The sequence below is a fragment of the Desulfovibrio mangrovi genome, assembly GCF_026230175.1.
Classification (GTDB): domain Bacteria; phylum Desulfobacterota; class Desulfovibrionia; order Desulfovibrionales; family Desulfovibrionaceae; genus Halodesulfovibrio; species Halodesulfovibrio mangrovi.
In genome coordinates this window covers 1,208,607-1,231,386 of sequence record NZ_CP104208.1, presented here as the reverse complement: position 1 = coordinate 1,231,386, position 22,780 = coordinate 1,208,607, and the positions used below count along the sequence as shown (strand labels likewise).

The window sequence follows — 22,780 nt, the reverse complement described above, 5'->3', positions numbered from 1 at the left end:
GCATGCATGTGACGGGCAGGGGCGACCCTGTGCAGAGCATGCCTATATATAACAATGACGTTGTCAGCAGCTTGTAAGGAGTACGTATGAGCGTATTAGTGATCGTTATGGGTGCCAATGGGCGTATGGGGAACACCATTGCCAACCTGGTGCAGGCAAGTGACAAGCATACGCTGGCAGCCGTAGTGGAGCGTCCCGGTAACACGCAGCGTCTTGATTCGTGGGGCTGCGTTGTCGGCACTGATCTTGACGAGGTGCTGCCCAAGGTTCCCGGTGGCGTTATCATCGATTTTACCGCACCCGAGGCGAGCATTGCCAATGCGGAAGCCGCCGCGCGCCATGGCAATGCCATTGTCATCGGCACCACCGGCTTCAATGATGAACAGAAGGCAAAGCTGGAAGAGCTTGCCAAGGCAACCCGCGTATTCTGGGCTCCCAACATGAGCGTGGGCGTGAACGTGCTGCTCAAGGTGCTGCCCGATCTGATCAAGCACCTTGGTGAACTGTACGATCTTGAAATGGTGGAACTGCACCACAACAAGAAGAAGGACTCCCCCAGCGGCACCGCCATCCGTCTTGCCGAGTGTCTTGCCGAAGCTCGCGGCTGGGACCTCAAGGATGTTGCCAACTATCATCGCGAAGGCATCATCGGCGAGCGTCCCAAGGAAGAGATCGGCGTGCAGACCATTCGCGGCGGCGACGTTGTCGGCGTGCACACCATCTACTGCATGGGCCCCGGCGAACGCATCGAAGTGACCCATCAGGCCCATTCCCGTGAAACCTTTGCCGCCGGATCCCTGCGTGCCGCTCAGTGGATTGAGAAGCAGCAGCCCGGCAAGCTCTACACCATGTCGGACATTTTCTAATGCGTATCGCTCTGCTGCAGTGCAATCCCGTTGTGGGGGATGTGGTCGGCAATATCCGCCGCATCCGTGAGGCCATAGAAACAGCTGCGAAGCAGGGGGCTGACCTGTGCGTCACGCCCGAGCTGGCGGTGTGCGGTTATCCGCCCCGCGACCTTCTGCTCCGCGAATCCTTTGCGGAAGCCTGCTGGGCCGCTATGGAAGACTTGGCCCGCGATCTGGCTGCTGCGGCTGCGCCCATGCCTGCCGTGCTTATAGGTGCGCCCGTGCGTAACCTCGAGCCGGTGGGGAACAGTGTATTCAACAGCGCCGTGCTGCTGGACGGCGGCACGGCGACTGTGGTGGCACACAAGACCCTTTTGCCCTCCTACGACGTCTTTGACGAGCGTCGCTACTTTGAACCCGGCAAGGGCTGCGGTCGAGTGGTGGTTGCGGGCAAGCGGCTTGGCGTGACCATCTGTGAGGACGTGTGGAACGACAAGAGCTTCTGGACTGACCACAGGTACTATGACACCGACCCTGTGGCCGAGTTGCTGGATGGATCGGTCGATCTGCTCGTGAACCTGTCTGCCTCTCCCTTCTCGCTGGGCAAGCAGGCCATCCGTGAGAAGATGCTGTCTTCGCTTGCAGCGCGCCATGGCGTTCCGCTGGTCTATGTGAATCAGGTGGGCGGCAACGACGACCTGATTTTCGCGGGGAAGAGCATTGCCTTTGATGCAACGGGTGAACTCGTTGCGCGTGGACTCGGATTCGTTGAAGACGTGGTGATCGTTGACCCCTTTGAGGGGATTGGTACTGTTCAGTCTGAAGATCCTGCTCCCGAGGCGCAGGCATGGAACGCCCTTGTGCTGGGAACCCGCGATTACGCCCGAAAATGTGGTTTTTCCAGTGTGGTGCTCGGCCTTTCCGGTGGCATAGACTCCGCCCTTGTGGCTGCCCTTGCGGCGGAAGCGCTGGGGCCTGAGAATGTGCTTGGCGTGCTCATGCCCTCGCCGTATTCCAGCAAGGGCAGCGTGGATGATTCGCTGGAGCTTGGCCGCAATCTCGGGATTCGTACGGAGATCATTCCCATAGAGCCCATGATGCAGGCTTTCGGCACTGCGCTGGAGCCCGTGTTTGCAGGCAGGCCCCCGGACGTGACGGAAGAGAATATCCAGTCACGTATTCGCGGTAATCTGCTCATGGGTATTTCCAACAAGCTCGGGGCGATGCTGCTCACCACAGGGAACAAGTCGGAGCTTTCCGTCGGTTACTGTACCATCTACGGTGACATGGCTGGCGGGCTTGCCGTCATTTCCGACGTGCCCAAGACCCTTGTCTGGTCCATTTCACGCTGGTTGAATGCGGCCAAGGGCAGGGAAGTGATTCCTGTTGCCATCATCGACAAGGTTCCCTCTGCGGAACTGCGTCCCGACCAGAAGGATACGGACAGTCTTCCGGAATACGAGGTGCTGGACGCCATTCTCAAGGCCTATGTGGAAGAGAAACACAGCCGCGCGGCATTGCTCGCCATGGGCTTTGCCGAGGCGGACGTGGACAGGGTGCTGCATCTGGTGCGTATTTCCGAATTCAAGCGGCGTCAGGCTCCGCCCGGACTCAAGATTACGGACCGTGCCTTTGGAACAGGCTGGCGTATGCCGGTGGCCTGTCGCGTGAATCTGCCCGAAGGCTTGATGTAGCCGTTCGGGAATTCTCGAAAACAGAGATGAATGGATTGAAACCGGAAGCCGAGGCTTCCGGTTTTTTTTATTGGAGTACGTCTGGCACTCAGGCGAAGCTGGTGAGCAGAAACCAGAGCAGCCCGCAGCCCGCTGCGGTTGCCGCTGCAAGTGCCCGTTTGCCGTGCAGACGCGGAAGCTGCGGAAGCTGCACGAATCGGTCACCAATGCGTATGGGGCGGTCGCGATACACTGCGGCAGGCAAAGACTTGATGTATCGCTTGAAGCGCAGGCGTTCCAGGTAGGTACGAAAGCCGCTTGTCTTCTTCCGCGCCTTGGAGCCTGTGGCGGGAAAGAGCAGGTCGAGAACGTGCATCGTCTTCACGTGCCTGCCGAGGTAGTTGACGCATCCTGCGCAATAGGTTGCCACGTTCCTGTTCTGCGCTTCCTTTGCCCGCAAGTTCCCCCATGACAGCGCGAGCTCCGGCGCACGGAAGCCGACGGAGCCCCCTTCACCGCAACACAGGGTGTTCCTTCTGTTATGGCGCATTTCGGTGATGGCAATGCCGGAACCGGTGAGCAGGGCACGCACGGCTGCATGTATGCCGCTCTCCGACCGCAGAGGACAGGGATCGTGTACGGTGTATTCCGCAAAGGATTCCTGTGCAACTCGTGAAGCCTTTGCCGTAGTGGAGGACGTGGGGAGCTGCAGTCCGTGATCATACAGGAATTCGTAAACGGTCCGGATGTTCAGGGACGGTGCGTACTGGCTGAACACCTTATGGCAGTTGGGGCAGGCGACAAGAATGTTGCGGATGCCGTGCTTCAGCAGGAAGGCCAGCAGCTCTCCGAACATGGTCGCGAAGTGGTTCTGTCTGCCGAGATCATGCGACGGCTTGTTGCAGCAGTCCAGCACGACGCCCATGCTTGGCAGCACGTCTCGCATATGGGCAAACAGTTCGGAGGTCGCGTGTGCATGCTTGCCGGGCAGTGTGCAGCCGGGAAAGAATATGGTGTCGCATCCCTTCGGCAGACTGTAGCAGGAGAAGATGGGCGAGTTGCCGAGTTTCTCATACCCTAGGATGGGCTTGTAGCGCGGAAACTGTGTTTCTCCGGCGGTAGTGGACTCGCGGCGCAGAGCCAGAAACATGGCCGTCGGATCGGCCTTGTCCGGGCATATGGTGGTGCACAGGCCGCACAGGCTGCACTCGAAAGCAAGGTCGCGAAGCGTTCTCGGGGCCGACTCATATGATGCCGCGAGCGCCTTGGGGGTGCCGTATTTGGTCAGGAAGGCGCATTGCCGCACGCAGGCCATGCATTCCGAACAGGCCTCGGAAACATTGCTCAGCGTGGTGGCTGTTTCACACACTGGTGCAGCTGTGGCCGTGACCGTAGATGCCTCCATCGGATGGGGGGCGGGCTGAGCTTTCTTGTGTAGTGTGATTGGGGGGCGGCGATGTGGCTTCATGTTTCGTACTTCATCTGTTTGATTCAGACTGCACCTATACCGCAAGACAAGGGACTGTCAAAGGAACGGATGAAGCTGTTGTTGTCGTCGATATGTACACGGGAAGTCCATTGGTCCCCCCGATGGACTTCGCCTGTTCATAATACAAGCCCCCTGCATGCAGGGGGCTTGTCGTGTTCATTGTGGCTTCGCGCTAGTTTTCCAGTCGGGCGTGCTGGCTGTAATACGCTGCGGTTTCGCCAATGTCGGTGATGCGTGGTTCGATGAGGGGGTTGGCGCAGTTGCCGAACTTCATCCAGCCGCCGCGGCGGATGATGACGCACTCCGGATGCAGCCCCTTCAGCACCTCCACCTGCACCTTGATGCGCCCTTTCGGAGTGGCAAGATAAATGGGCCTTGCCTGATCCAGCGCACCCAGCATGGCAATGCCGGGATTGACCCAAACGGTGGGCTTGGAGCTTTGTTCCTTTTCCGGCATTTGCGAATGCAGGTAGTCGCGGTGGACCAGCGACATGAGGTTCAGGGGGTAGCCTTGCGGCGGAGCGGGTTCCGTGTGCAGCGCGTCCGGCAGACGGTATTTGCCGTCGGGATGGGCAAAATCGTAATCCTCCCATGCTATGCAGGGATGCTCGGCAACGGCGAAACCGCGTGCACGCAATTCTTCCAGCGTGGTGGAAAGATGGGGAACATCCAGCGCCTGCCGCAACGCATATTCCCGTGCAGGCGGTGTGATGCCGAGGCGGGCGGCAAGGTCGGTCATGATGTCGAAGTCATGTCGGGCCTGACCTGCGGGAGGGAATACCGCTGCGGAATATTGAACACAGTTGTGCAGGCAGGAACCCAGAATCTCTTCGCGCTCGTGGTTGAGGGCGCAGGGCAGAATGATGTCTGCCCGCATGGCCGTGTCGGTCATGAAGGCGTCTACAACTACCTTGAAATCAATGGAATCCATGGCCGCGACATTGGAGGCGGCATCGGGCGTCTGGTTGACGAAGTTGCTGCCGTCTGCCCAGAGGAACTTGATGGTCGGGGTTGCTGCAAGAATCTCTCTGCCGATGGCCGGAAGCAGCAGACGGCGCGCGGGAGTGCCCGCATTCTTTGCCCAGGCTGTGTTCAGGTTGCGTCCGGAGGAAATGTTGAAGTATACGCCGCCGCCCCTGCGGCCAACCTGACCGGACAGGAAAGCGAGCGCGTTGATGAAGCGGACGTTTTCACCGCCGTACACATGGCGCTGGATGCCCCAGCCGATGATGCTTGCCACAGGCTTCATGTCGATGTTGGCGTATATGTTGGCCAGCATGTGCATGTCGTCCGCCGAGCAGTCGCAGGCCGTGAGCAGGTCTTCTTCATCCTGTGCAGCAATGAGTTCCTTGAACCCATCCCAGTTGGCGGATTTGAGCAGGGCAGAGGATGACGCATAGCCGCGCACCAGCAGTTTACGGATGATGGCGGCGGCCAGAAAGCGGTCCGTGCCGGGGCGGATGCGAATGACCGTATCGGAATAGTCGGCATTGCCATCGCCGCCGGGGGATATGGAAATGACCTTTCTGCCGAGTTTGCGTGCCTCTTTGATGATCTGCCCCATGTGCAGCGAGGATCGGGAAAGATCCTTGCCCCAGTTCACGATGAAGCCTGCGTTCAGCAGGTCGTGCGGGTCATTGTGGTGCAGTGCGCCGAAGTCCATGATGCTTGCTTCAATGCCGGCGTCATCGCAGAGCGCGCCGCGGGTTGCACTGGCACCGAGACTGCGGAAGAGGAAGTGGCTCGCTTCCGCAAGGGCCCCACGATAGCCGTGGGAGCGGACGTGCAGTATGGAGGCCGGTTCTTCCTTCAGGGCTTTCAGCTTGTCGGCAATGCGGTCAAGGGCGGTTTCCCAGTCAGTCGGCACGAACTCGCCGTTCACCTTCATGAGCGGAGTGGTAATGCGTTCGGGGCTGCTCAGGCGTTCGTATGCCTTTCGGCCCTTGGAGCAGATGAATCCCTTGGTGAAAGGGTGCTCAGGGTTGCCGGTTATGGAAACGCTGCCGTCGTCCTTCTTTTCTATGATGACAGAACAGGCGTCGGGACAATCGAGAGTGCAGGCGGAAATCAGTTTCATGGCTAGCCTTTGATGCAGATGAGAGGAACGGCCCGCACAACGCGGCGGGCGAGTCCTGCCAGTTCCGTGGCCTCTACCACGGCGTTTACGTCCTTGTACGCATCCGGAGCTTCTTCGGCAATGCCCCGCATGTCCGAAGTGCGAATGCTTATGCCCATGCGTTCCAGCACGGAAAGCATGTCCTTGCCGTGGATGATCTTACGGGCCGCAGTGCGGCTCATGGACCTGCCTGCGCCATGGTTTGCCGAGCAGAAGCTCTTGGTAGAGCTTTCGCAACCGGCGAGGATGTATGACGGGGTTCCCATACTGCCGCCGACTATGACCGGCTGTCCCACTGAACGATAGAAGCCTGGCAGTTCCTGGTGTCCCGGACCGAAGGCGCGGGTTGCCCCTTTCCGGTGGACGAAAAGCCGGCGTTTTTTGCCGTTCACCACATGCTCTTCTTCTTTGCAAGTATTGTGCGACACGTCGTATACGAGTCGCAGGCGGGCATGCGGGAACATGGTGTTGAAAACGTCACGTGCCAGATGGGTCAGCACCTGCCTGTTGGCAAGGGCGCAATTGATGCCCGCACGCATGGCCCCCAGATATTCCTGTCCGAGGTCGGAGAGGATGGGAGCGCAGGCAAGTTCCTTTTCCGGAAGGTCGATGCCGAAATACTCCGTCTTATCCGCCATGCGGGGGAGGAAATCAGTTCCTATCTGGTGGCCCAGCCCGCGTGAACCGCAATGGATGGAAAGCAGTATGTCGTCAACGGCAATGCCATATGCTTGCGCGGCAGCGGGGTCGTAGATGTCGGTTACCCGCTGTATCTCCATGTAATGGTTGCCGGATCCAAGCGTGCCGAGTTGGTCAGTGAAGCGTTTGCGCGCTTCTGCCGAGACGAATTCGGGGCGGGCTCCACGCATGTGCCCCCCTTCTTCGGTATGATCAAGGTCGGCCTGTGTGCCGTACCCCTGCGCCACAGCCCATTTGGCCCCTCCTTCCAGCATGGCGTCAAGCGAGGTGGCATTCAGGATTATGTCTCCTCCGGTGCCGACACCGCAGGGAATGGCGTGGAACAGGGCTTCGGCCAGTTCAGTACGTTTGGAAGCCACATCGTCCGGGGTAAGACCGGTAACCAGCGTGCGCACGCCGCAGGCGATGTCGAAACCGACGCCTCCGGCGGAGACCACGCCACCTGCGTCGGGATCAAAGGCCGCTACGCCCCCTATGGGGAAACCATATCCGCTGTGGGCGTCCGGCATCACCATGCTGGCCGTGACAATGCCGGGCAGGGTCGCCACGTTGCATGCCTGACGGAGCGTGGTGAGGTCCAGCGTTGAACGGATGGCATCCGTGGCGAAAACGTGGCAGGGCACGCGCATAGGGGCCTGCTGCAAGACGTGCCACTCGGCCTCTGACTGGCGTATCAGACTCACATCCTTGAAGAGTGGCGGGGCGAAATGATGCTGGCTGCGTTTTTTCTTTTTGGCCATGGCTGGACTCCGGAACGGGTGTTCCCGATAACAGTCAGGGAAGGAGACATGGATATAACACAAAAGGGCCGGTTTGACCGGCCCTTGGTGTTATTATTAGTTTTCGTACAGTTTTTCGCCCGGTACGATCGGAATGTTGTGTTTCTGCAGAATCTCCAGCGCCTGATCGGTGCGGTCAAAGCGGAAGATAAGCGTGGCGTTCTGGCCGCCCTGCTGCACGAAAGCGTACATGTATTCCACGTTGACGCCGTTGGCGCTGAGAGTGGAAAGAATGTGGTTCAGCCCGCCGGGCTTGTCGTCAACTTCAACAGCCACAACGGTGGTGCGACCAACGGTGAAGCCGTTTTCCTTGAGGACTGCCTTGGCGCGTTCATGATCGCTGACGATGAGGCGCAGGATGCCGAAGTCGGAGGTGTCTGCCAGGGACAAGGCGCGGATGTTGATGTTCGCGTCGGTGAGCGTGCGGGTCACTTCTGCCAGACGTCCAGCCTTGTTTTCCAGAAATACGGAGATTTGTTCAACTTTCATGGTGCGACCTCTTCTTGGTATACGTGCCACCGCGCTGTAACGGGGTGTTGCGTTGCGATTAGTCTTGTACCATCTGCCACGCATGATGACAAGCCGACGTTACGCATGCATGCTCTGCGATTGTTCACTTTTTCACACTGTTCCGGCTTGCATCAGGCATTATAACGCGTATATTGATCGTCTGACCAGTGTTGGGCTGGTGCGTTGAACCTGTTCGTATGATCAGTATGAATGGTCGGTGCATCCGATGGGTGCACGGAGTACGGAAGAACTTTTGAGAAGGATGCAAGTATGTCAGATACCCCGTCGAACGTACGTTCCGGACTTGTCTCCGGAGCCATGAATTTCGGGTTTATGAAGGCGGAGAGCGCTCCGCCGAACGGACGGGATGTTGCTGTGATCGGTGCCGGTCCTTCCGGCCTGGCCACGGCTGGCTACCTTGCCTGTCTCGGCTATCAGGTACACGTGTATGACAAGCTGCCCAAGCCGGGCGGCCTGATGGTATTCGGCATTCCCAGCCACAGGATTCCCGCGGACCGCATTCAGCGCGGTGTGCGCGATCTGGAGCGTCGTCTTGGCGTGGTGTTCCGCACCAACACCAAGATATGTTGCAGCGCCCCGCTTCATGAAGAGGAGGGGGATCACTTTGCCTGCGATATCCTCAGCCTGAACGATCTGGTGGATAACTATGATGCCGTGATGATCTGTTCCGGTTCGTGGAAGTCCCGCAAGCTGGGCATTCATGGTGAGAACTGCAAAGGGGTCTATTCGGGGCTGGAGTTCCTCTTTCCCATCCGCGCCATCAAATACGCCTCCACCAATGTTTCCGTACCGGACGTGAAGGGCAAGGCCGTGGCCGTTATCGGGGCAGGGCATTCGGCCGTGGATGTGGTGGACTCCGCCATTTCCCTTGGTGCGGCCAAGGTGTATCTCGTCTACCGCAAGACCGCCAAGGAAGCGCCCTGCGGCAGCTTTGAAATCGATCGCATGCGTGAGATGGGCTGCGAGTGGATGGAGCGCCGTACCCCTGTGGCCATCCATGGGGAAGGTGTTGTGCAGGCCATTGAGGTTGCCAACGGTATGACGGGCGAAAACGAAGTGCTGCCCGTGGATGTCGTGGTGGGGGCCATCGGCGAGATTCCCACGCCGCCGTTCCAGAAGGAACTGGGGCTTGAGAACGTGCGGCGCGGCGATGTGCGCTGGCTGAACATGACGGCCATAGATAACGTTTTCGTGGCGGGCGATGTTCTCTCCGGCCCCAGCAAGATCGGCAAGGCGGTGTACAGTGGGTTGCGTGCGGCCCGTTCGCTTTCCAACTGGCTGGACCTGAAGGCGCAGCACCGCGAAGACGAGTACAACTTCGAAGCAGACAAGATGACCCGCTAGCATATTGCGGACGCAGAATACCGGAGACAACAATGCTTGAGGGTACCAAGACTCTTCACATAGATTATTCCAAATGCATCGGCTGCGAAACCTGCGAAGCCGTGTGCAAATTCCTGTATGACACGCCGCGTATCACCATGACCCGCACTACGGAGGGCATCATGATCCCTCTGTACTGCAAGCATTGCGAGAAGGCGGCCTGCATGAACGTGTGCAGCCGTGGCGCGCTTAACCGCGACCGTGACGGCGCCGTGGTGCTGCAGCCCATGCTGTGCCGGGGGTGCGAGACCCGCAACTGCGTCATGGCCTGTCCGTATGCGGCATTTTTTGCCACCTGCAGCGGGGTGGCCGTTGCCAAGTGCGATATGTGCGCCTCGCGCCGCGATATCGGGCTTGGACCCGCGTGTGTGGATATGTGCCCCTGCGGGGCCATTCTGTACATCGAGCGCGATGCCATTGAGGCGCAGGAGACCGCCGAGTCTCAGAAGGCGCATCAGCGGGTCATGGATCATATTCGCCCGCCCAAATGCGGCAGAGAGTAGCTGTCACTGCCTATGACAAAAAGAAAGGCCCGTCTCAGGACGGGCCTTTAATTTTTATGAAAGACCGATTGCAACCGATTGTAACCGATTGCAACTGGTGCAGCGTGCTACATCTGCGGCACTTCGTTGAACATGGGCATCTGAGGCTTGGTGGCGACCTTGGAGTCCACGGTCAGTTCCAGCTTGCCGTCTTCGATCTTCACGTCATAGTGGGTGATGACGCGCATGTCATTGGGATGCATGAGTTTCTTTTGACGGATCATTTCTTCCACGATGCCTTCCAGTGCGCCCTGCGCATCGGCGGAAAGGCTGAAACGCGAAAGGGACTGCTTCAGGTTGGCTGACCAGCGATCCTTGGTAAGAAAGGCGGCGTTCCATGCGAATACGCCAAGACCTACAGCATTGTCTTCGCCGTTCAGAGCCTGCGATTCCTGCAGAAGCGGACGGCAGAACTTGAGGACGGCATCGGCGATATCCGGTGCGCCGGAAGCCTTGCGCTCCTTGATGGCCTGAATGCGTTTCTTCAATTTCTTTTGCTGTTTGGCTTTGTCAGACATGTCGTTTCCTCGTTCATCCGTTTGTATGCGATGTGATCATTACGTGTTGCGCGTTTTAGGTGGTTTTTGCCGCAAGCGCAAGTCCCGCGTGGGGTGTAGGGGTAACTGCCGCCAAGGTGAAAAGGGATGGGGGGGCGTGAAATGCATTGTGCCTTGCACTTTTCGCGTTGGCCAGCCTTCGGGATTTTGTTTGTTGTCCAAAATGAAAAAGCCGCGACCGGAGTCGCGGCTTTCGTGTTGTAAACGTATCGCTCTAGACTTCAAAGAGCATTTCGAGGTCGGAGCGGGTGAGAGACTTCCAGGAATCCTGCCCGGGAATGATGGCGTCTGCAACGCCCTTTTTCATTTCCTGCAGCTTGAGGATCTTTTCTTCCACCGTATTGGAGCAGATCATCTTGTATGAGAACACCTGAGATGTCTGGCCGATGCGGTGCGCGCGGTCGGTTGCCTGATCTTCCACGGCCGGGTTCCACCACGGATCGTAGTGGATGACGTAGTCGGCGCTGGTCAGGTTCAGACCGGTGCCGCCTGCCTTGAGAGAGATCAGGAAGATGGGAATGTCCTTACTGTTGTTGAAGCGGTCCACCTGTTCGAAACGGTCCTTTGAGGTACCATCAAGATAGGCGAAGGGCATGTCCGCAATCTGCAGCCACGAGCGGATGATGTGCAGCATGGATACGAACTGCGAGAACACCAGCACTTTGTGGCCTTCTTCCACCACTTCCGTGATCATGTCCTTGAAGGCGTCGAACTTGCCGGAAGGCAGGTTCGTGGAGAAGCCGGGCATATCCAGTTTGAGCAGGCGCGGGTGGCAGCAGATCTGGCGCAGCTTGAGCAGGGCGTCCAGAATGGACATCTGGCTCTTGGCCATACCCTTCTCGTCCACGTCGTTCAGAACCTGCTGGCGCAGCTTGGTGGCCAGAGCGGCGTACAGGTCGGCCTGTTCGTCCGCAAGGGCGCAGTACTGGATGTTTTCGATCTTGGGCGGCAGGTCCTTGGCCACTTCAGACTTGGTACGGCGCAGAATGAACGGCTTGACGCGGTTGCGCAGGTAATCGAGCGTGTCTGCATCGCCATCCTTGATGGGCTTGATGATGCCGCGCTGGAAGGAATGCTGCGAACCGAGGAAACCGGGCATGAGGAACTCGAAGAGCGACCAGAGTTCAAAGAGGTTGTTCTCAATGGGCGTACCGGAGAGACACAGGCGTTGCTTTGCCTGAATCTTGCGCACGGAACGCGCCGTGATCGTGTTCGGGTTCTTGATGTTCTGTGCTTCGTCCAGAATGATGGAGTTGAACTCGTAATTCTGCAGTTCTTCAAGGTCGCGGCGGAGCAGGGCGTACGTCGTGATGACGAGGTTCGATTCCTCGATCTGCTTGAACATGTTCTCGCGGCGGGTGCCGTAGATGATCAGGCGACGCAGGCTGGGAACGAACTTTTCCGCTTCGCGGTCCCAGTTGGGCAGAACGGAGGTGGGCACGACGATAAGGTTGGGGCCGTCGGCACCTTTTTCCACCATGTACTGGATGAACGAGAGGGTCTGAATGGTCTTACCAAGACCCATTTCGTCCGCAAGAATACCGCCGAAGCCATATTCGCGCAGGAAGTTGAGATAGCTGAGCCCCTGCGCCTGATAGCCACGCAAGGTGGCGTTCAGACCATCTGGTGTGCCGATCTGTCTGATTTCCTTGAAGGAATGAATTTTCTCGCGCAGGCTGTTCCAGAAGGGGTCCGTATGCACGTCGGGCAGATCTTCCAGCAGGTTGTCCAGTGCGGGAGCTTCGAATTGCTCGAAACGGTCCTTCGGCGGCTTTTCGGCATCAAGTCCCATGGCGCGCAGCTTGTGGGCGATCTTTTCCAGCCATGACTCGGGCAGGCTGGTGTAGGAGCCGTCCTTGAGCTGTACGTAGCGCTTGCCCTGCACCCATGCCTTCCAGATGGTGTCGATGGGAACGCGTTGTCCGTCGTATTCCACCTCGATTTCCAGCGAGAACCACTTTTCTTCCTCGTTGGATTCCACCGTGGCGGTGATAGCGGGCGTGGCAAGACGCACCTTGTATTTGGACAGGGCTTTTTCGCCGTAAACGCGATACTGCTCCACAAGCTTGGGATAGGCATCCAGCAGGAAGGTGATGGCTTCTTCCGGTTCAAGGAACCATATCCGGTTGCTTCTGGGCTGGAAATTCATGGAAAGCAGTAGGTCGGTCAGGTTTGCTTCCTCTTCCTGCATGCGTCGGATGAGGTAGGTGCTGCCTTCAAATGAATAGCTGCCGGTCATGAAGCTGGGGTTGGGGCCGGGCAGCAGGAATTCGCCGTGCACGGTCTCATACAGGTTCTGGATTTCCAGCGTGAGCAACGAGCCTTCTTCATCAAGGAAGAGCTTGGGGTTGTACGTGGCAGGAATGAAAATGGGTTCCATGTGTTTGAGGAACTCTTCCTGTCCGTACAGGTCGGTGGCTGGCAACTGCGTCCAGACCCGGTCAAGGAATTCAGGAATGTCTTCCTTCTCCACAACAGGGGGCTGCAGGGCAAGGTCCTGCACCAGTGTTGAGCTCAGGCTGGTATAAACAGGGTAGAAGCCCTTGTTCCAGCACACCCATAGAGGAATCTGGCCGTGGAAGGTCACTTCGTTGTCCACAATGGACTGCGGCGGCTTGCCTTCGCTGCGGATCATCACGTCGAAGGTCAGGCCTTCTTCCGTGAGCTGCGGCTTGAGCTTCAGGTCCATGGTGCCGATTTCCACCCGGCAGGGCGAGTCGGTGTCCTTCCAGAAAAGGTAGTATTCGCGGCGCACGGTCCAGAGGAACCACGTGAGCAGGCCATCCGGAATTTCCACACGATGACCGAAGTAGTCGTTGTAACGGCCGATCTGCTGTGCAACAATGGGAAGCTTGGGGGAAAGTTCGCACCAGTCCGGATTCTCGATGATCTGTTCAAGCGTCACTTCGTTGTGTACGGTGGAAAGACCGGACTTGTTCTGGCGAGCACGGAAGAAGGAAACCTGCAAACGTCCCGGTTCGGGATGGAAGCGGTAGATAAGATAATGACGACCGGCCTCAGGTTCTATGTCCGTGGCAAAGAAGGCACGGAAATTCTGGCGCCAGTCCGTTTTGGGCTTCTGCGGCTCGGCATCTTCACCGGGTTTGGTATCCAGGGTCGCAAGAAATTTGATGGCTGCAGCCCCAACGTGACGGCAGGCTCCGGAAAAAGCTTCCGGACAATTACACATGTAATTGACGGAGTCTTCTTCGAAGTCGACACTGAGTTTAGGCGAATAGATTTGGAAGTCCTCTCCCTGAACGGTACCTTCGATATCCCAGTACCCCTCGCTTTTCTTGAGGCTGATTTTCTGAACGCCTCCTGATTCGAGAATGTACCGCGAACCATCGATGATGTATTCGGGGATTGTGTCTTCCACGAGTGTGTTAAGCAGCCGTCTCGCTGATGCTTCGTCCATAACTGTACGAGGCTCCTTTGCAAACTGGATATATGATCGGATGAGTGCAGACCGCTTCAGATGCCCCCAAACGTAAAGCGGAGTGCGAATTTATTCGATTTCATCCTGATTTTCAATAGGGTGTGTGCTTGTTGGCTTGAAACTTGGCGGTTTTAAGCGCAATATTGAGCATACGCTTGTTAGAATACCTTATCCGCCGGAATTGGCAATACCATGAGGAAAGAATGAAGCGCGCGTTGAAAGTGAATGGTTTAAAGAACGGTAGTGTTCTGTTTTTGTTGAGTGTTTTCCTTCTTCTCGGTGGATGTGGTGACTCCGGGACAGAGAGCGCCTCCTCGCAGAATAAGGGCGAAATCCCCGTTGCGGCCAAGGCTGCGACTGATGAAAATAAAATTGAGAAATTTCCTGTCAGCAAGCCTGAATATGGCGGCAGGCTCATTTTGGGAACCATCGGCGATTTTGCCAACATGATTCCCATCCTTACATCGGATGCCGGTTCGCATGACATTGCGAGCTACATCTATGTAGCCCCCCTTCGCTATAACAAGAATCTCGAGATTGAGACATGGGCTGCGGAACGTTACGAGGTGCTGGATGAGGGCAAGCGTATCCGTATCGTCATGCGCAAGGATGTGAAGTGGGAAGATGGTGAACCGCTGACTGCGCGTGATGTGGAGTTTACCTACAAGCTTATGGTGGATCCCAAGACCCCCACTCCGTATGCCGACGATTATCTGCAGATAAAGCAGTTTACTCTGGTGGATGATTACACGTTCGAAGTGGAGTATGAAAAGCCTTTTGCGCGTTCGCTCATAACGTGGATGCATGACATCCTTCCCCGTCATCTTCTGGAAGGCAAGGACGTGGTCTCGTCGCCTCTCACGGCGAAGCCTGTCGGAGCCGGGCCGTATCGTTTCAAGGAATGGGAACGCGGTTCAAAGCTGGTGCTGGAGGCGAGCGATACCTATTTCATGGGCAAGCCGTATATCAGCGAGATTGTTTACCGCGTCATTCCGGACCTTTCCACCATGTTCCTTGAACTCAAGGCGGGCAAGCTCGACATGATGAGCCTGACCCCGCAACAATACCTGTTCCAGACCAGAGGGCCGGAATGGGATGGCAAGTACAACAAGTTCCGCTATCTGGCCTTCGGTTACGGCTATCTCGGTTATAATCTGGAAAAGCCCATGTTCAAGGACAAGAAGGTTCGTCAGGCGCTCACCATGGCCATAGACAGGCAGGGGCTCATAAAGGGCGTTCTGCTGGGGCAGGGCGAACCCACCATCGGTCCGTACAAGCCCGGCACCTGGGTTTACAACCAGTCCATACAGGATTATCCCTATGACCCCGTCAAAGCACGTGAATTGCTGGCTGAAGCGGGGTGGAAGGATACCAACGGGGACGGCATTCTCGACAATGACGGCCAGCCTTTTGAATTCACCATTCTGACCAACCAGGGCAACGAGCAGCGTATCAAGACCGCCACCATTATCCAGAGCATGCTCAAGGATGTGGGCGTTTCCGTGAAAATACGTACGGTGGAGTGGGCCGCCTTCTTGAAAGAGTTTGTGGACAAGGGCCGTTTCGATGCGCTTATTCTGGGCTGGAATATCTTGCAGGATCCGGATATTGCTCAGGTATGGCACTCTTCGCAGGCGTTTCCGGGAGGGTTGAACCACGGCAAGTATCGTAATCCGGAGCTGGATGCCCTGCTGGAACAGGGTCGTACCACGCTGGATCGCGAGGCCCGTAAGCTGGCGTATGACGGCGTGCAGCGCATTTTGCATGAAGACCAGCCCTATTCTTTCCTGTACGTGCCGTATTCGTTGCCCATCATACACGGCCGCATCAAGGGTATAGAGCCCGCGCCCGCAGGCATTACACATAATATCGACCGCTGGTGGATTCCCAAGGATGAGCGGTTGTACGAGGTTGCAAACTAACCATATGATTCGGATACAGGAAATACTGGATAAGGTTACCGAGTTCCGTCCCTCTGCGGATGTGGCGCTGATTCAGAAGGCATACGTCTTTTCTGCGGCGGCGCATGCGGGGCAGACACGGCTTTCGGGTGAGCCTTACCTTTCGCATCCGCTTTCCGTAGCCTATAAGCTGGCGGAATTGCGTATGGACGACGCAACCATCTGCGCCGGTCTGCTGCATGATACCGTGGAAGACACGAACGCGACCATCGAGGACCTTGATGCTCAGTTCGGTGAAAACGTTGCGGATATCGTGGATGGCGTCACCAAGATCAGCCTGATGACCTTTGACAGCAAGGAACAGGCACAGGCCGAGAATATCCGAAAGATGATTCTCGCCATGGCCGAAGATATCCGCGTGCTGGTGGTGAAGCTGGCAGACCGCATGCACAACATGAGCACGCTGGACTTCCAGAAGCCGCACAAGCAGAAGCTCATTGCGCAGGAAACGTTGGATATCTATGTGCCGCTGGCCAACCGTCTGGGCCTGCACCGCATCAAGCTGGAGCTTGAAGACCTGAGCTTCAAGTACCTCAAGCCGGATATCTTCAATTCCATCAGCGAATGGTTGGATAACAACCGGCAGTCCGGTACGGAATACATGGAGCGCGTCAAGGAAATGATCGGCGCCATGCTTGTGGAAAACGGCATGACTGCCGTTATCAAGAGCCGTATCAAACACCGTTATTCCATCTATCGCAAGATGGTGCAGCAGAACCTGACGCTGGATCAGGTGCACGACATCATCGCCTTCCGCGTCATCGTGGACGACGTGAAGCAGTGTTATGCCATCCTTGGTCTGGTGCATGCCATCTGGAAGCCGGTTCACGGGCGCTTCAAGGATTATATATCCATGCCCAAGGCCAACATGTATCAGAGTCTGCACACTACGGTGATCGGGCCTGAGGCTGAGCGTATTGAGATTCAGATTCGTACCGCGGAAATGGATCAACTCGCCGAGCATGGTCTTGCCTCGCACTGGCAGTACAAGGAAGGCGGAAAACTCAAAGCCAAGGACGCAAAGCAGTTCACGTGGCTTCGTGAGCTGCTGGACTGGCAGAAGATGGAAAGCGATTCGCATGAGTTCATGCGTTCGCTCAAATTCGACCTGTTCAAGGATGAAGTATACGTCTTCACTCCCAAGGGTACGGTCGTGGAGTTGCCGGAAGATGCGTCGCCCGTGGATTTTGCCTATTCCATCCATACGGAGGTGGGTAACCACTGTTCCGGCGCAAAGGTGAACGGCAAACTCGTACCGCTGCCGACGCCGCTCAAGAACGGCGATACTGTTGAGATCATCACCGACGCCAACCGTCATCCCAGCCGGGACTGGCTCAAGTTCGTCAAGACGGCCAAGGCGCGCACCCGAATCGGGCACTATATCCGTACAGAAGAGCGTACCCGCAGTATCTCGCTCGGCAAGGAAATGCTGGAGAAGCAGGGCCGCCGTTTGGGGGTCAACTTCAATAAGGCGATGAAGGAAGGGCTGCTGGAGATCATTGCCGAGGACTTCTCGCTCAAGACCGTGGAAGACCTGCTCTCTCATGTGGGCTATGCACGCATCACGCCTCAGAAGGTGTTGCGAAAGCTGTTGCCCAAGCCGGAGGAGCAGCCGGTGGCGCAGGTTGAGGAAGAACGTCCGCAGGATATTGCTGCCAAAAAGAACAAGCATGCGGAGAGTATCAGCATTAAGGGCGTGGACGACGTGCTGGTGCGTTTTGCCAAGTGCTGCAACCCCGTTCCGGGCGATGCCATTGTAGGTTTCATCAGCCGGGGCCGAGGCGTTACGGTGCACACTTCGGATTGCGCCAACGTGCAGAATCTGGAAGCGGAGCGCCTTATCTCCGTGTTCTGGGACGGGTTTGTGGACAAGCCTTATCCGGCGCGAATCCGCATCATTTCCAAGAACGTGGTGGGCGGTCTTTCCCGCGTATCCACGATGCTTGCTAACGAGAACGTGAATATCGATTCCGGTACGTTCCATTCCACCGTGGACGGCAATTCCGAAATCGAACTGACCGTGGAGGTCAAGGACGTGGCGCATCTTTACCATACCATCGACAAGCTGCGCACGTTGCCCGGCATGATTGAGGTGGTGCGTTTCTCTACGTCGGATTAGCAGTTGAAATATGGATTGACAAAAAAGCCCTCATTCAGAGGGCTTTTTTGTCAGTTCGTTACCTTTTCAGTTCTGATGCATACCATGTTTTTTAGATAGGTACTCTTTCAGGTTTTTAAGTGTGTGGATGTCTGACATGAGCATGCTGAACATGGTTGAATTCTTCTCCATATTCGTGGAAAAGAATATCATCTGGTCAATATGTCTTTGCAATGCAGGAATGGGGTCGCCGTTGTACTTTCCCTCTTTGATCAGAGTGGACATGGTGTTGGCTAGTGCTGACAGTATATGCGATTCGTCAATTCCCAGTTGTTTGTAATAAGTGGTCTTGGAGAAGCTGTTATCTGCGGCTTCCCTTACCATCCTGTCATAGGACAGCAACAGGTTGTGGCGTTTGGCTGTGTCTTGGGTACATATTATGGACTGCCACAATACCTTTTGCTGCTTCGCTTTTGCGTATTTTACTTCTTCCAGTAGCTGCTTGACGTTTGCGTTCCCGGGTAGGTTTCTTGTCGCCTTTTCTGGGTAGTCTTCTATAGCCTTTTCCAGCCATGCCGCAGCCTCCACAATTTCTTCTTCATCTTTAGGGGTTAAGTACATGCGGTTGTCGAGTTGGCTGTAGGATTGAAGGAACATGTACACGCCCAGCATGGTCCAGACTACGCCTGTCGAGCTACCTTTCTTGTGTTCCTTCAGCATCTCATGGCTGACGGTACGGGCTTGTTGGAAAAAGCACTGCAGTTGGTTGGTGGTTATTCTTTGGGGATCAAGGCTGGTGCTGTACAATTTTCGCACGGTGTTCGCGTAGTTCTGGGGCCGGATGACGGGATGAATGACTATGTTGATAATACTGTCCTGTTCGTGCAAGGGGATTTGCAGCTTCATGGGGGCGAATGCGAAGGTTGGGGGCAATTGTTCGCTGGTGTTGATGTGGACTGTTGTCAGCAGTTGTTCCGTTATTGGCACATCATATTTCCACATGCCGGGTTCGTTTTGTGTACATGTGATCTTGCAGTCTTCAGCCGTGACCTTCGGCGTAATGTTTGCCATATTGTCGGCAGCAACGCGCGAGATTACCGTTGTTGCATGGCTGGTTCCGCAGAGGACAACGAGGCACATGAGGGCAAAGCGTAGGATCATGCGAACTCCTTTTTGAGAGGGAGGAAACCAAGATAGCCAAGGATGAATACGAGGTAGGTTGACGAAAATTTAATAGCTTCATTGGCGTCATCGATAAGTCTTGGTATGGATTGGGGGAATATCATGAATCTTTTGTATTCCGGGATGCTGACGAATTGATGCGACATGAAGATTCCGAGGGCAAGGTGCAAGCCAAGTGTTGTCATAAGCACGTAACCTGCTGTGTTGAGTTGCTTGCTCTTGTCTTTCGCGAAGCAGGTGTACACAATGAATGATGCGATTACATTGGATGCTGTCTGAATGTGCGTGGATCGTACCGGGGCTGTCTTGAGGTATATGGTGGTTATGTTCAAAAGTAGTTGTGGCTCAGGATCATTGAGAATGATGATGTAAGAATACTCACAGGCCGCTATCCAAAGCGGGTAGAAGTTGTACGTCATAGCCAGTATGAACATGAAGTAAAAAATGGTTTTAATGACGTTATCTTGGGTTGGCATATGGAACTTCTCCTCCAAAAGGCTAGTATCCTTTAATCTATGATTGTTATTGTATTTTTTATTTTGGTCACGAAGATTGTTCTGAATTCTGACCAGTTAATCTGTGCTAGATAACAATAACTTCATTAGCGAAGTGTACGTATAGCTTTGCTGTTTGTTTATTATATATTTGTGGTTTTGTCGGTTGGCGATCTCTTTTTATTGTGTTGGTATAGCGCTTCATATTTGACTTCTATCGTGTCAGTTTTATTGACACATTCTGTCCGAGTCTGTACCCCCACGGCTTCACGAATTATCTGATCACTCAGGAGGCTGTATGTCCCATATATTGTTGCGTAACGGGTTGATTCTTTCCATGAACGAACGCCGTGAAATGTTCGTCAACGGCGATGTATTGGTGGAGAACGATACCATCAAGGCCGTGGGGAGCATTCCGGAGGAGAGCATACCCGAAGGAACCGAGGTGCTGGACGTGACCGGCCGTATCGTGCTGCCGGGGCTGGTGAACAGCCATGTGCACCTTTGCCAGCAACTGGGGCGCGGTCTGGGCGATGACGTGGATCTGCTTACCTGGCTGCATGACCGTACGTGGCCCTATGAGCTTTCCATGACCGAAGAGGACGTGCATGTCTCTGCGCTTGCCTGCTGCCTTGAGTTGATCAAGTCCGGTGTAACCTGCTTCGCCGAGCCTGGCGGTCGCCATGTGGACGCCATGGGGCGTGCCGTGCAGAAGGCTGGTATTCGTGGCATTCTGGCCCGTTCCACCATGGATTGCGGTGAGGGCATTTTACCCGAGCATAGGGAATCCACGGATGAGGCGCTGGTCATCCAGCTTGAATTGCATGATCGATGGCACAACACCGCTGAGGGACGCATTCGTTACTGGATGGGGCTACGTACCATTTTCAACAATTCCGATGAGCTGTTGTGTCGAACCAAGGAAATTGCCGATGCCCGGGGCATAGGCATGCACATGCATGTCTCTGAAGTGAAGGAAGAGGTAGATTTCGCCCGCGCGACCCGTGGGTCTTCCACTGTGGAACATCTGAATAATCTGGGCGTGCTTGGGCCGAATCTGCTGGCTGTGCATACCGTATGGCTTACCCCGCGTGAGCTTGATCTGTTCCGCCTGCATGACGTGAAGGTTTCCCATAATCCCGGTGCGGCCATGCGGGTGCTCGGTTTTGCCCATGTACCGGAGATGCTGGCGCGTGGCATATGCGTTTCGCTTGGCACGGATGGCGCTCCCTGCAACAACCGCATGGATATGATGGATGAGATGTATCTTGCCGCCGTTATCCATAAGGGGCGCACTCTTGATCCCACCACCGTCCCTGCTGAAAGCATGCTGGAAATGGCTACTGTGAACGGCGCGCGCGCCGTGCTCTGGGATGACGAAATAGGCTCTCTGGCTCCCGGCAAGAAGGCCGACCTTATTGTTGTTGATCCCATGAATGGTCCCGGTTCCGTGCCGGTTCACGATCCTGTGTCCAGCCTTGTGTACAGCATGCATTCCAGCAACGTGACGCATAATATGTGTAACGGCAAATGGCTCATGCAGGACAGGGTGGTTACGGGCCTTGATGAAGCGGCCATCCTTGCGGAAGCGCAGGAGCGGGCAGGGCATATCCGCAAGCGAGCAGGCATTGAACTGAAGCCTCGTTTCCCTGTGGTGCAGGTGCGGTAGAAGGCTGCAGGTGAACACAGCATCGTGTTCGTGCAGTGAAAAGCCGAGGCTTTTGTTTCTGGCGCCGGTGTTGAATCTTGCGCCCGATCATGTCTTTGACCAATCCGTAGGTCGTTCACTTCGCTGACGCGAATGGAATAAATAAAGAGCCCCCTTTCGGGGGCTCTTCTGGCGCTTGGAAATGAGTGAGGAGGATCTGGTCGTTCCATGAAGTCGTTTGCATCGCTCCATATGCCCGGGCATTTTTAAGAAGCCCTGAATATGGGTCGTCTGTTTTACTGAAGTCCGCGTGCCTGTATCCGTTAGCCGCCCAGTAGGTTCAGGGCGAGACGGGGCAGGGTGTTTGCCTGCGAAAGCATGGCGATTGCGGACTGCGACAAAATCTGCTGGCGCACAAATTCGGTCATTTCAGTCGATACGTCCACGTCGGAGATACGGGATTCGGCGGCCTGAAGGTTTTCAGCCTGAATCTGCAGGTTGGAGATGGTGTTTTCCAACCGGTTCTGGATGGCACCCAGAGCAGCGCGAATCTTGTCCTTCGAAACAATGGCGTTTTCAAGTCCAACCAGTGCTGCCTGTGCGGCAGACTGGGTCGAGATCGTGTAACCCTTGCTGGTTGCTGAGGCCTGGGAGCCGAGGCCAAGGGCCGAGGCTGTGGCCGTACCGATCTTGATGTAGTAATAGTCTTCGGCGGAGTCGTTCTTGGTGCCGAAGTGGATCTTCATCTTACCGGTGGGCTGGACGGCCGAGCCGGAATGCGTGTCACCGGACAGGTGACCGTTCAGCAGATGCACACCGTTGAAGTCCGTTGAGTTGGCGATTCGGGTAATTTCCGAGGCCATTGCCTGATACTCGGAGTCGATGATCAGACGCTGGTCAGAGGTGTAGGTACCCGTTGCCGCCTGTTCTGCCAGTTCCTTCATTCGGATGAGCTTCTCGTCGATTACTGAGAGCGCGCCGTCGGCGGTCTGAATAAGCGAGATAGCGTCGTTGGCATTACGTACGCCCTGGTTCAGCGAGGCGATGTCGGCGCGCATGAGTTCGCGGATTGCGAGACCGGCGGCGTCATCGGCTGCAGTTCCCACCCGGAGACCGGAAGACAAACGGCGGATCGAAGTCGAAAGGCCGTTGTACGAGGTGCTCAGGTTGCGGGCGGCGTTGTTGGCCATCAAGTTGTGATTGATGATAAGACTCATGACCATTCCTCCTTGAATAGGTCACGGCTTCCTTGCCAAACGGGGATACGGTCAGGTGCGATGAACCTCCTTCTGACCATAGATTCTCCCCTCCCCACTCGCTGGTCATATCGGCTTTAGGGTT

Annotated in this window: 17 protein-coding genes; 7 read left to right on the top strand and 10 right to left on the bottom strand. The window is 56.0% G+C overall.

What is annotated here, in order from left to right:
* The first annotated feature begins 86 nt into the window (after nucleotides 1-86).
* Together dapB and N1030_RS05620 are read left to right on the top strand one after the other, a co-directional pair.
* The gene (dapB, locus tag N1030_RS05625; protein ID WP_265828217.1) at nucleotides 87-866 is read left to right on the top strand and encodes a 4-hydroxy-tetrahydrodipicolinate reductase; all 780 of its coding nucleotides are present in this window, start codon (nucleotides 87-89) and stop codon (nucleotides 864-866) included.
* Nucleotides 866-2,542, top strand: coding sequence for an NAD+ synthase (locus N1030_RS05620; RefSeq protein WP_265828216.1), 1,677 nt, complete (start codon nucleotides 866-868; stop codon nucleotides 2,540-2,542). The genes dapB and N1030_RS05620 overlap by 1 nt, the downstream gene beginning before the upstream one ends.
* Nucleotides 2,543-2,630: 88 nt before the next feature.
* On the opposite strand, the gene N1030_RS05615 is transcribed toward N1030_RS05620, so the two are convergent.
* From N1030_RS05615 to N1030_RS05600, 4 genes are all read right to left on the bottom strand, one after another.
* Nucleotides 2,631-3,890 carry a (Fe-S)-binding protein gene (locus N1030_RS05615; RefSeq protein ID WP_265828214.1) on the bottom strand — a complete coding sequence of 420 codons (1,260 nt, stop codon included), beginning with the start codon at nucleotides 3,888-3,890 and terminating at the stop codon, nucleotides 2,631-2,633.
* Nucleotides 3,891-4,182: 292 nt separating this feature from the next.
* Nucleotides 4,183-6,087 (bottom strand): molybdopterin-dependent oxidoreductase, encoded by a 1,905-nt coding sequence (locus N1030_RS05610; protein WP_265828213.1) that lies wholly within the window; start codon nucleotides 6,085-6,087, stop codon nucleotides 4,183-4,185.
* A 2-nt stretch (nucleotides 6,088-6,089) separates the two neighbouring features.
* Complete coding sequence (locus tag N1030_RS05605; RefSeq protein WP_265828212.1) at nucleotides 6,090-7,565, bottom strand: RtcB family protein; 1,476 nt, start codon at nucleotides 7,563-7,565, stop codon at nucleotides 6,090-6,092.
* Nucleotides 7,566-7,661: 96 nt separating this feature from the next.
* Nucleotides 7,662-8,093, bottom strand: coding sequence for an ACT domain-containing protein (locus tag N1030_RS05600; RefSeq protein ID WP_265828210.1), 432 nt, complete (start codon nucleotides 8,091-8,093; stop codon nucleotides 7,662-7,664).
* Nucleotides 8,094-8,384: 291 nt separating this feature from the next.
* Here N1030_RS05600 and N1030_RS05595 point away from each other — a divergent pair, with 291 nt between their 5' ends.
* Both N1030_RS05595 and N1030_RS05590 read left to right on the top strand, forming a co-directional pair.
* Complete coding sequence (locus N1030_RS05595; RefSeq protein ID WP_265828209.1) at nucleotides 8,385-9,479, top strand: FAD-dependent oxidoreductase; 1,095 nt, start codon at nucleotides 8,385-8,387, stop codon at nucleotides 9,477-9,479.
* A gap of 32 nt (nucleotides 9,480-9,511) precedes the next feature.
* A complete protein-coding gene (locus tag N1030_RS05590; protein WP_265828208.1) occupies nucleotides 9,512-10,021 on the top strand; it encodes a 4Fe-4S dicluster domain-containing protein in 510 nt (169 codons plus the stop codon).
* 107 nt (nucleotides 10,022-10,128) lie between these two features.
* Here the strand turns inward: N1030_RS05590 and N1030_RS05585 are convergent, their stop codons facing one another.
* From N1030_RS05585 to N1030_RS17700, 3 genes are all read right to left on the bottom strand, one after another.
* A complete protein-coding gene (locus N1030_RS05585; protein ID WP_265828207.1) occupies nucleotides 10,129-10,578 on the bottom strand; it encodes a hypothetical protein in 450 nt (149 codons plus the stop codon).
* 253 nt (nucleotides 10,579-10,831) lie between these two features.
* Nucleotides 10,832-14,035 carry a DEAD/DEAH box helicase gene (locus N1030_RS05580; protein ID WP_265828206.1) on the bottom strand — a complete coding sequence of 1,068 codons (3,204 nt, stop codon included), beginning with the start codon at nucleotides 14,033-14,035 and terminating at the stop codon, nucleotides 10,832-10,834.
* 112 nt (nucleotides 14,036-14,147) lie between these two features.
* The gene (locus N1030_RS17700; protein ID WP_420842826.1) at nucleotides 14,148-14,504 is read right to left on the bottom strand and encodes a hypothetical protein; all 357 of its coding nucleotides are present in this window, start codon (nucleotides 14,502-14,504) and stop codon (nucleotides 14,148-14,150) included.
* Here N1030_RS17700 and N1030_RS05575 point away from each other — a divergent pair.
* Both N1030_RS05575 and N1030_RS05570 read left to right on the top strand, forming a co-directional pair.
* Nucleotides 14,503-15,978 carry a peptide-binding protein gene (locus N1030_RS05575; RefSeq protein ID WP_420842825.1) on the top strand — a complete coding sequence of 492 codons (1,476 nt, stop codon included), beginning with the start codon at nucleotides 14,503-14,505 and terminating at the stop codon, nucleotides 15,976-15,978. The two genes, N1030_RS17700 and N1030_RS05575, sit on opposite strands and share 2 nt — an antisense overlap.
* A gap of 4 nt (nucleotides 15,979-15,982) precedes the next feature.
* Nucleotides 15,983-18,136 carry a RelA/SpoT family protein gene (locus tag N1030_RS05570; protein WP_265828204.1) on the top strand — a complete coding sequence of 718 codons (2,154 nt, stop codon included), beginning with the start codon at nucleotides 15,983-15,985 and terminating at the stop codon, nucleotides 18,134-18,136.
* Nucleotides 18,137-18,202: 66 nt separating this feature from the next.
* Here the strand turns inward: N1030_RS05570 and N1030_RS05565 are convergent, their stop codons facing one another.
* Together N1030_RS05565 and N1030_RS05560 are read right to left on the bottom strand one after the other, a co-directional pair.
* On the bottom strand, nucleotides 18,203-19,276 hold the full coding sequence (locus N1030_RS05565; RefSeq protein ID WP_265828203.1) for a hypothetical protein: 1,074 nt from the start codon (nucleotides 19,274-19,276) through the stop codon (nucleotides 18,203-18,205).
* Entirely contained in the window at nucleotides 19,273-19,773 is a 501-nt protein-coding gene (locus N1030_RS05560) for a hypothetical protein (protein WP_265828202.1), read from the bottom strand. The genes N1030_RS05565 and N1030_RS05560 overlap by 4 nt, the downstream gene beginning before the upstream one ends.
* Nucleotides 19,774-20,089: 316 nt before the next feature.
* Here N1030_RS05560 and N1030_RS05555 point away from each other — a divergent pair, with 316 nt between their 5' ends.
* The gene (locus N1030_RS05555) at nucleotides 20,090-21,460 is read left to right on the top strand and encodes an amidohydrolase (protein ID WP_265828201.1); all 1,371 of its coding nucleotides are present in this window, start codon (nucleotides 20,090-20,092) and stop codon (nucleotides 21,458-21,460) included.
* A gap of 302 nt (nucleotides 21,461-21,762) precedes the next feature.
* On the opposite strand, the gene N1030_RS05550 is transcribed toward N1030_RS05555, so the two are convergent.
* On the bottom strand, nucleotides 21,763-22,656 hold the full coding sequence (locus N1030_RS05550) for a flagellin N-terminal helical domain-containing protein (protein WP_265828199.1): 894 nt from the start codon (nucleotides 22,654-22,656) through the stop codon (nucleotides 21,763-21,765).
* Nucleotides 22,657-22,780 lie beyond the last annotated feature (124 nt).

Coding starts and splice junctions, on each gene's coding strand:
- N1030_RS05590 (WP_265828208.1), top strand. CDS start 9,512: ATGCTTGAGGGTACCAAGACTCTTCACATAGATTATTCCAAATGCATC.
- N1030_RS05595 (WP_265828209.1), top strand. CDS start 8,385: ATGTCAGATACCCCGTCGAACGTACGTTCCGGACTTGTCTCCGGAGCC.
- N1030_RS05600 (WP_265828210.1), bottom strand. CDS start 8,093: ATGAAAGTTGAACAAATCTCCGTATTTCTGGAAAACAAGGCTGGACGT.
- N1030_RS05565 (WP_265828203.1), bottom strand. CDS start 19,276: ATGATCCTACGCTTTGCCCTCATGTGCCTCGTTGTCCTCTGCGGAACC.
- N1030_RS05585 (WP_265828207.1), bottom strand. CDS start 10,578: ATGTCTGACAAAGCCAAACAGCAAAAGAAATTGAAGAAACGCATTCAG.
- dapB (WP_265828217.1), top strand. CDS start 87: ATGAGCGTATTAGTGATCGTTATGGGTGCCAATGGGCGTATGGGGAAC.
- N1030_RS05575 (WP_420842825.1), top strand. CDS start 14,503: ATGATTCCCATCCTTACATCGGATGCCGGTTCGCATGACATTGCGAGC.
- N1030_RS05620 (WP_265828216.1), top strand. CDS start 866: ATGCGTATCGCTCTGCTGCAGTGCAATCCCGTTGTGGGGGATGTGGTC.
- N1030_RS05605 (WP_265828212.1), bottom strand. CDS start 7,565: ATGGCCAAAAAGAAAAAACGCAGCCAGCATCATTTCGCCCCGCCACTC.
- N1030_RS05580 (WP_265828206.1), bottom strand. CDS start 14,035: ATGGACGAAGCATCAGCGAGACGGCTGCTTAACACACTCGTGGAAGAC.
- N1030_RS05610 (WP_265828213.1), bottom strand. CDS start 6,087: ATGAAACTGATTTCCGCCTGCACTCTCGATTGTCCCGACGCCTGTTCT.
- N1030_RS17700 (WP_420842826.1), bottom strand. CDS start 14,504: ATGTTGGCAAAATCGCCGATGGTTCCCAAAATGAGCCTGCCGCCATAT.
- N1030_RS05550 (WP_265828199.1), bottom strand. CDS start 22,656: ATGAGTCTTATCATCAATCACAACTTGATGGCCAACAACGCCGCCCGC.
- N1030_RS05555 (WP_265828201.1), top strand. CDS start 20,090: ATGTCCCATATATTGTTGCGTAACGGGTTGATTCTTTCCATGAACGAA.
- N1030_RS05560 (WP_265828202.1), bottom strand. CDS start 19,773: ATGCCAACCCAAGATAACGTCATTAAAACCATTTTTTACTTCATGTTC.
- N1030_RS05570 (WP_265828204.1), top strand. CDS start 15,983: ATGATTCGGATACAGGAAATACTGGATAAGGTTACCGAGTTCCGTCCC.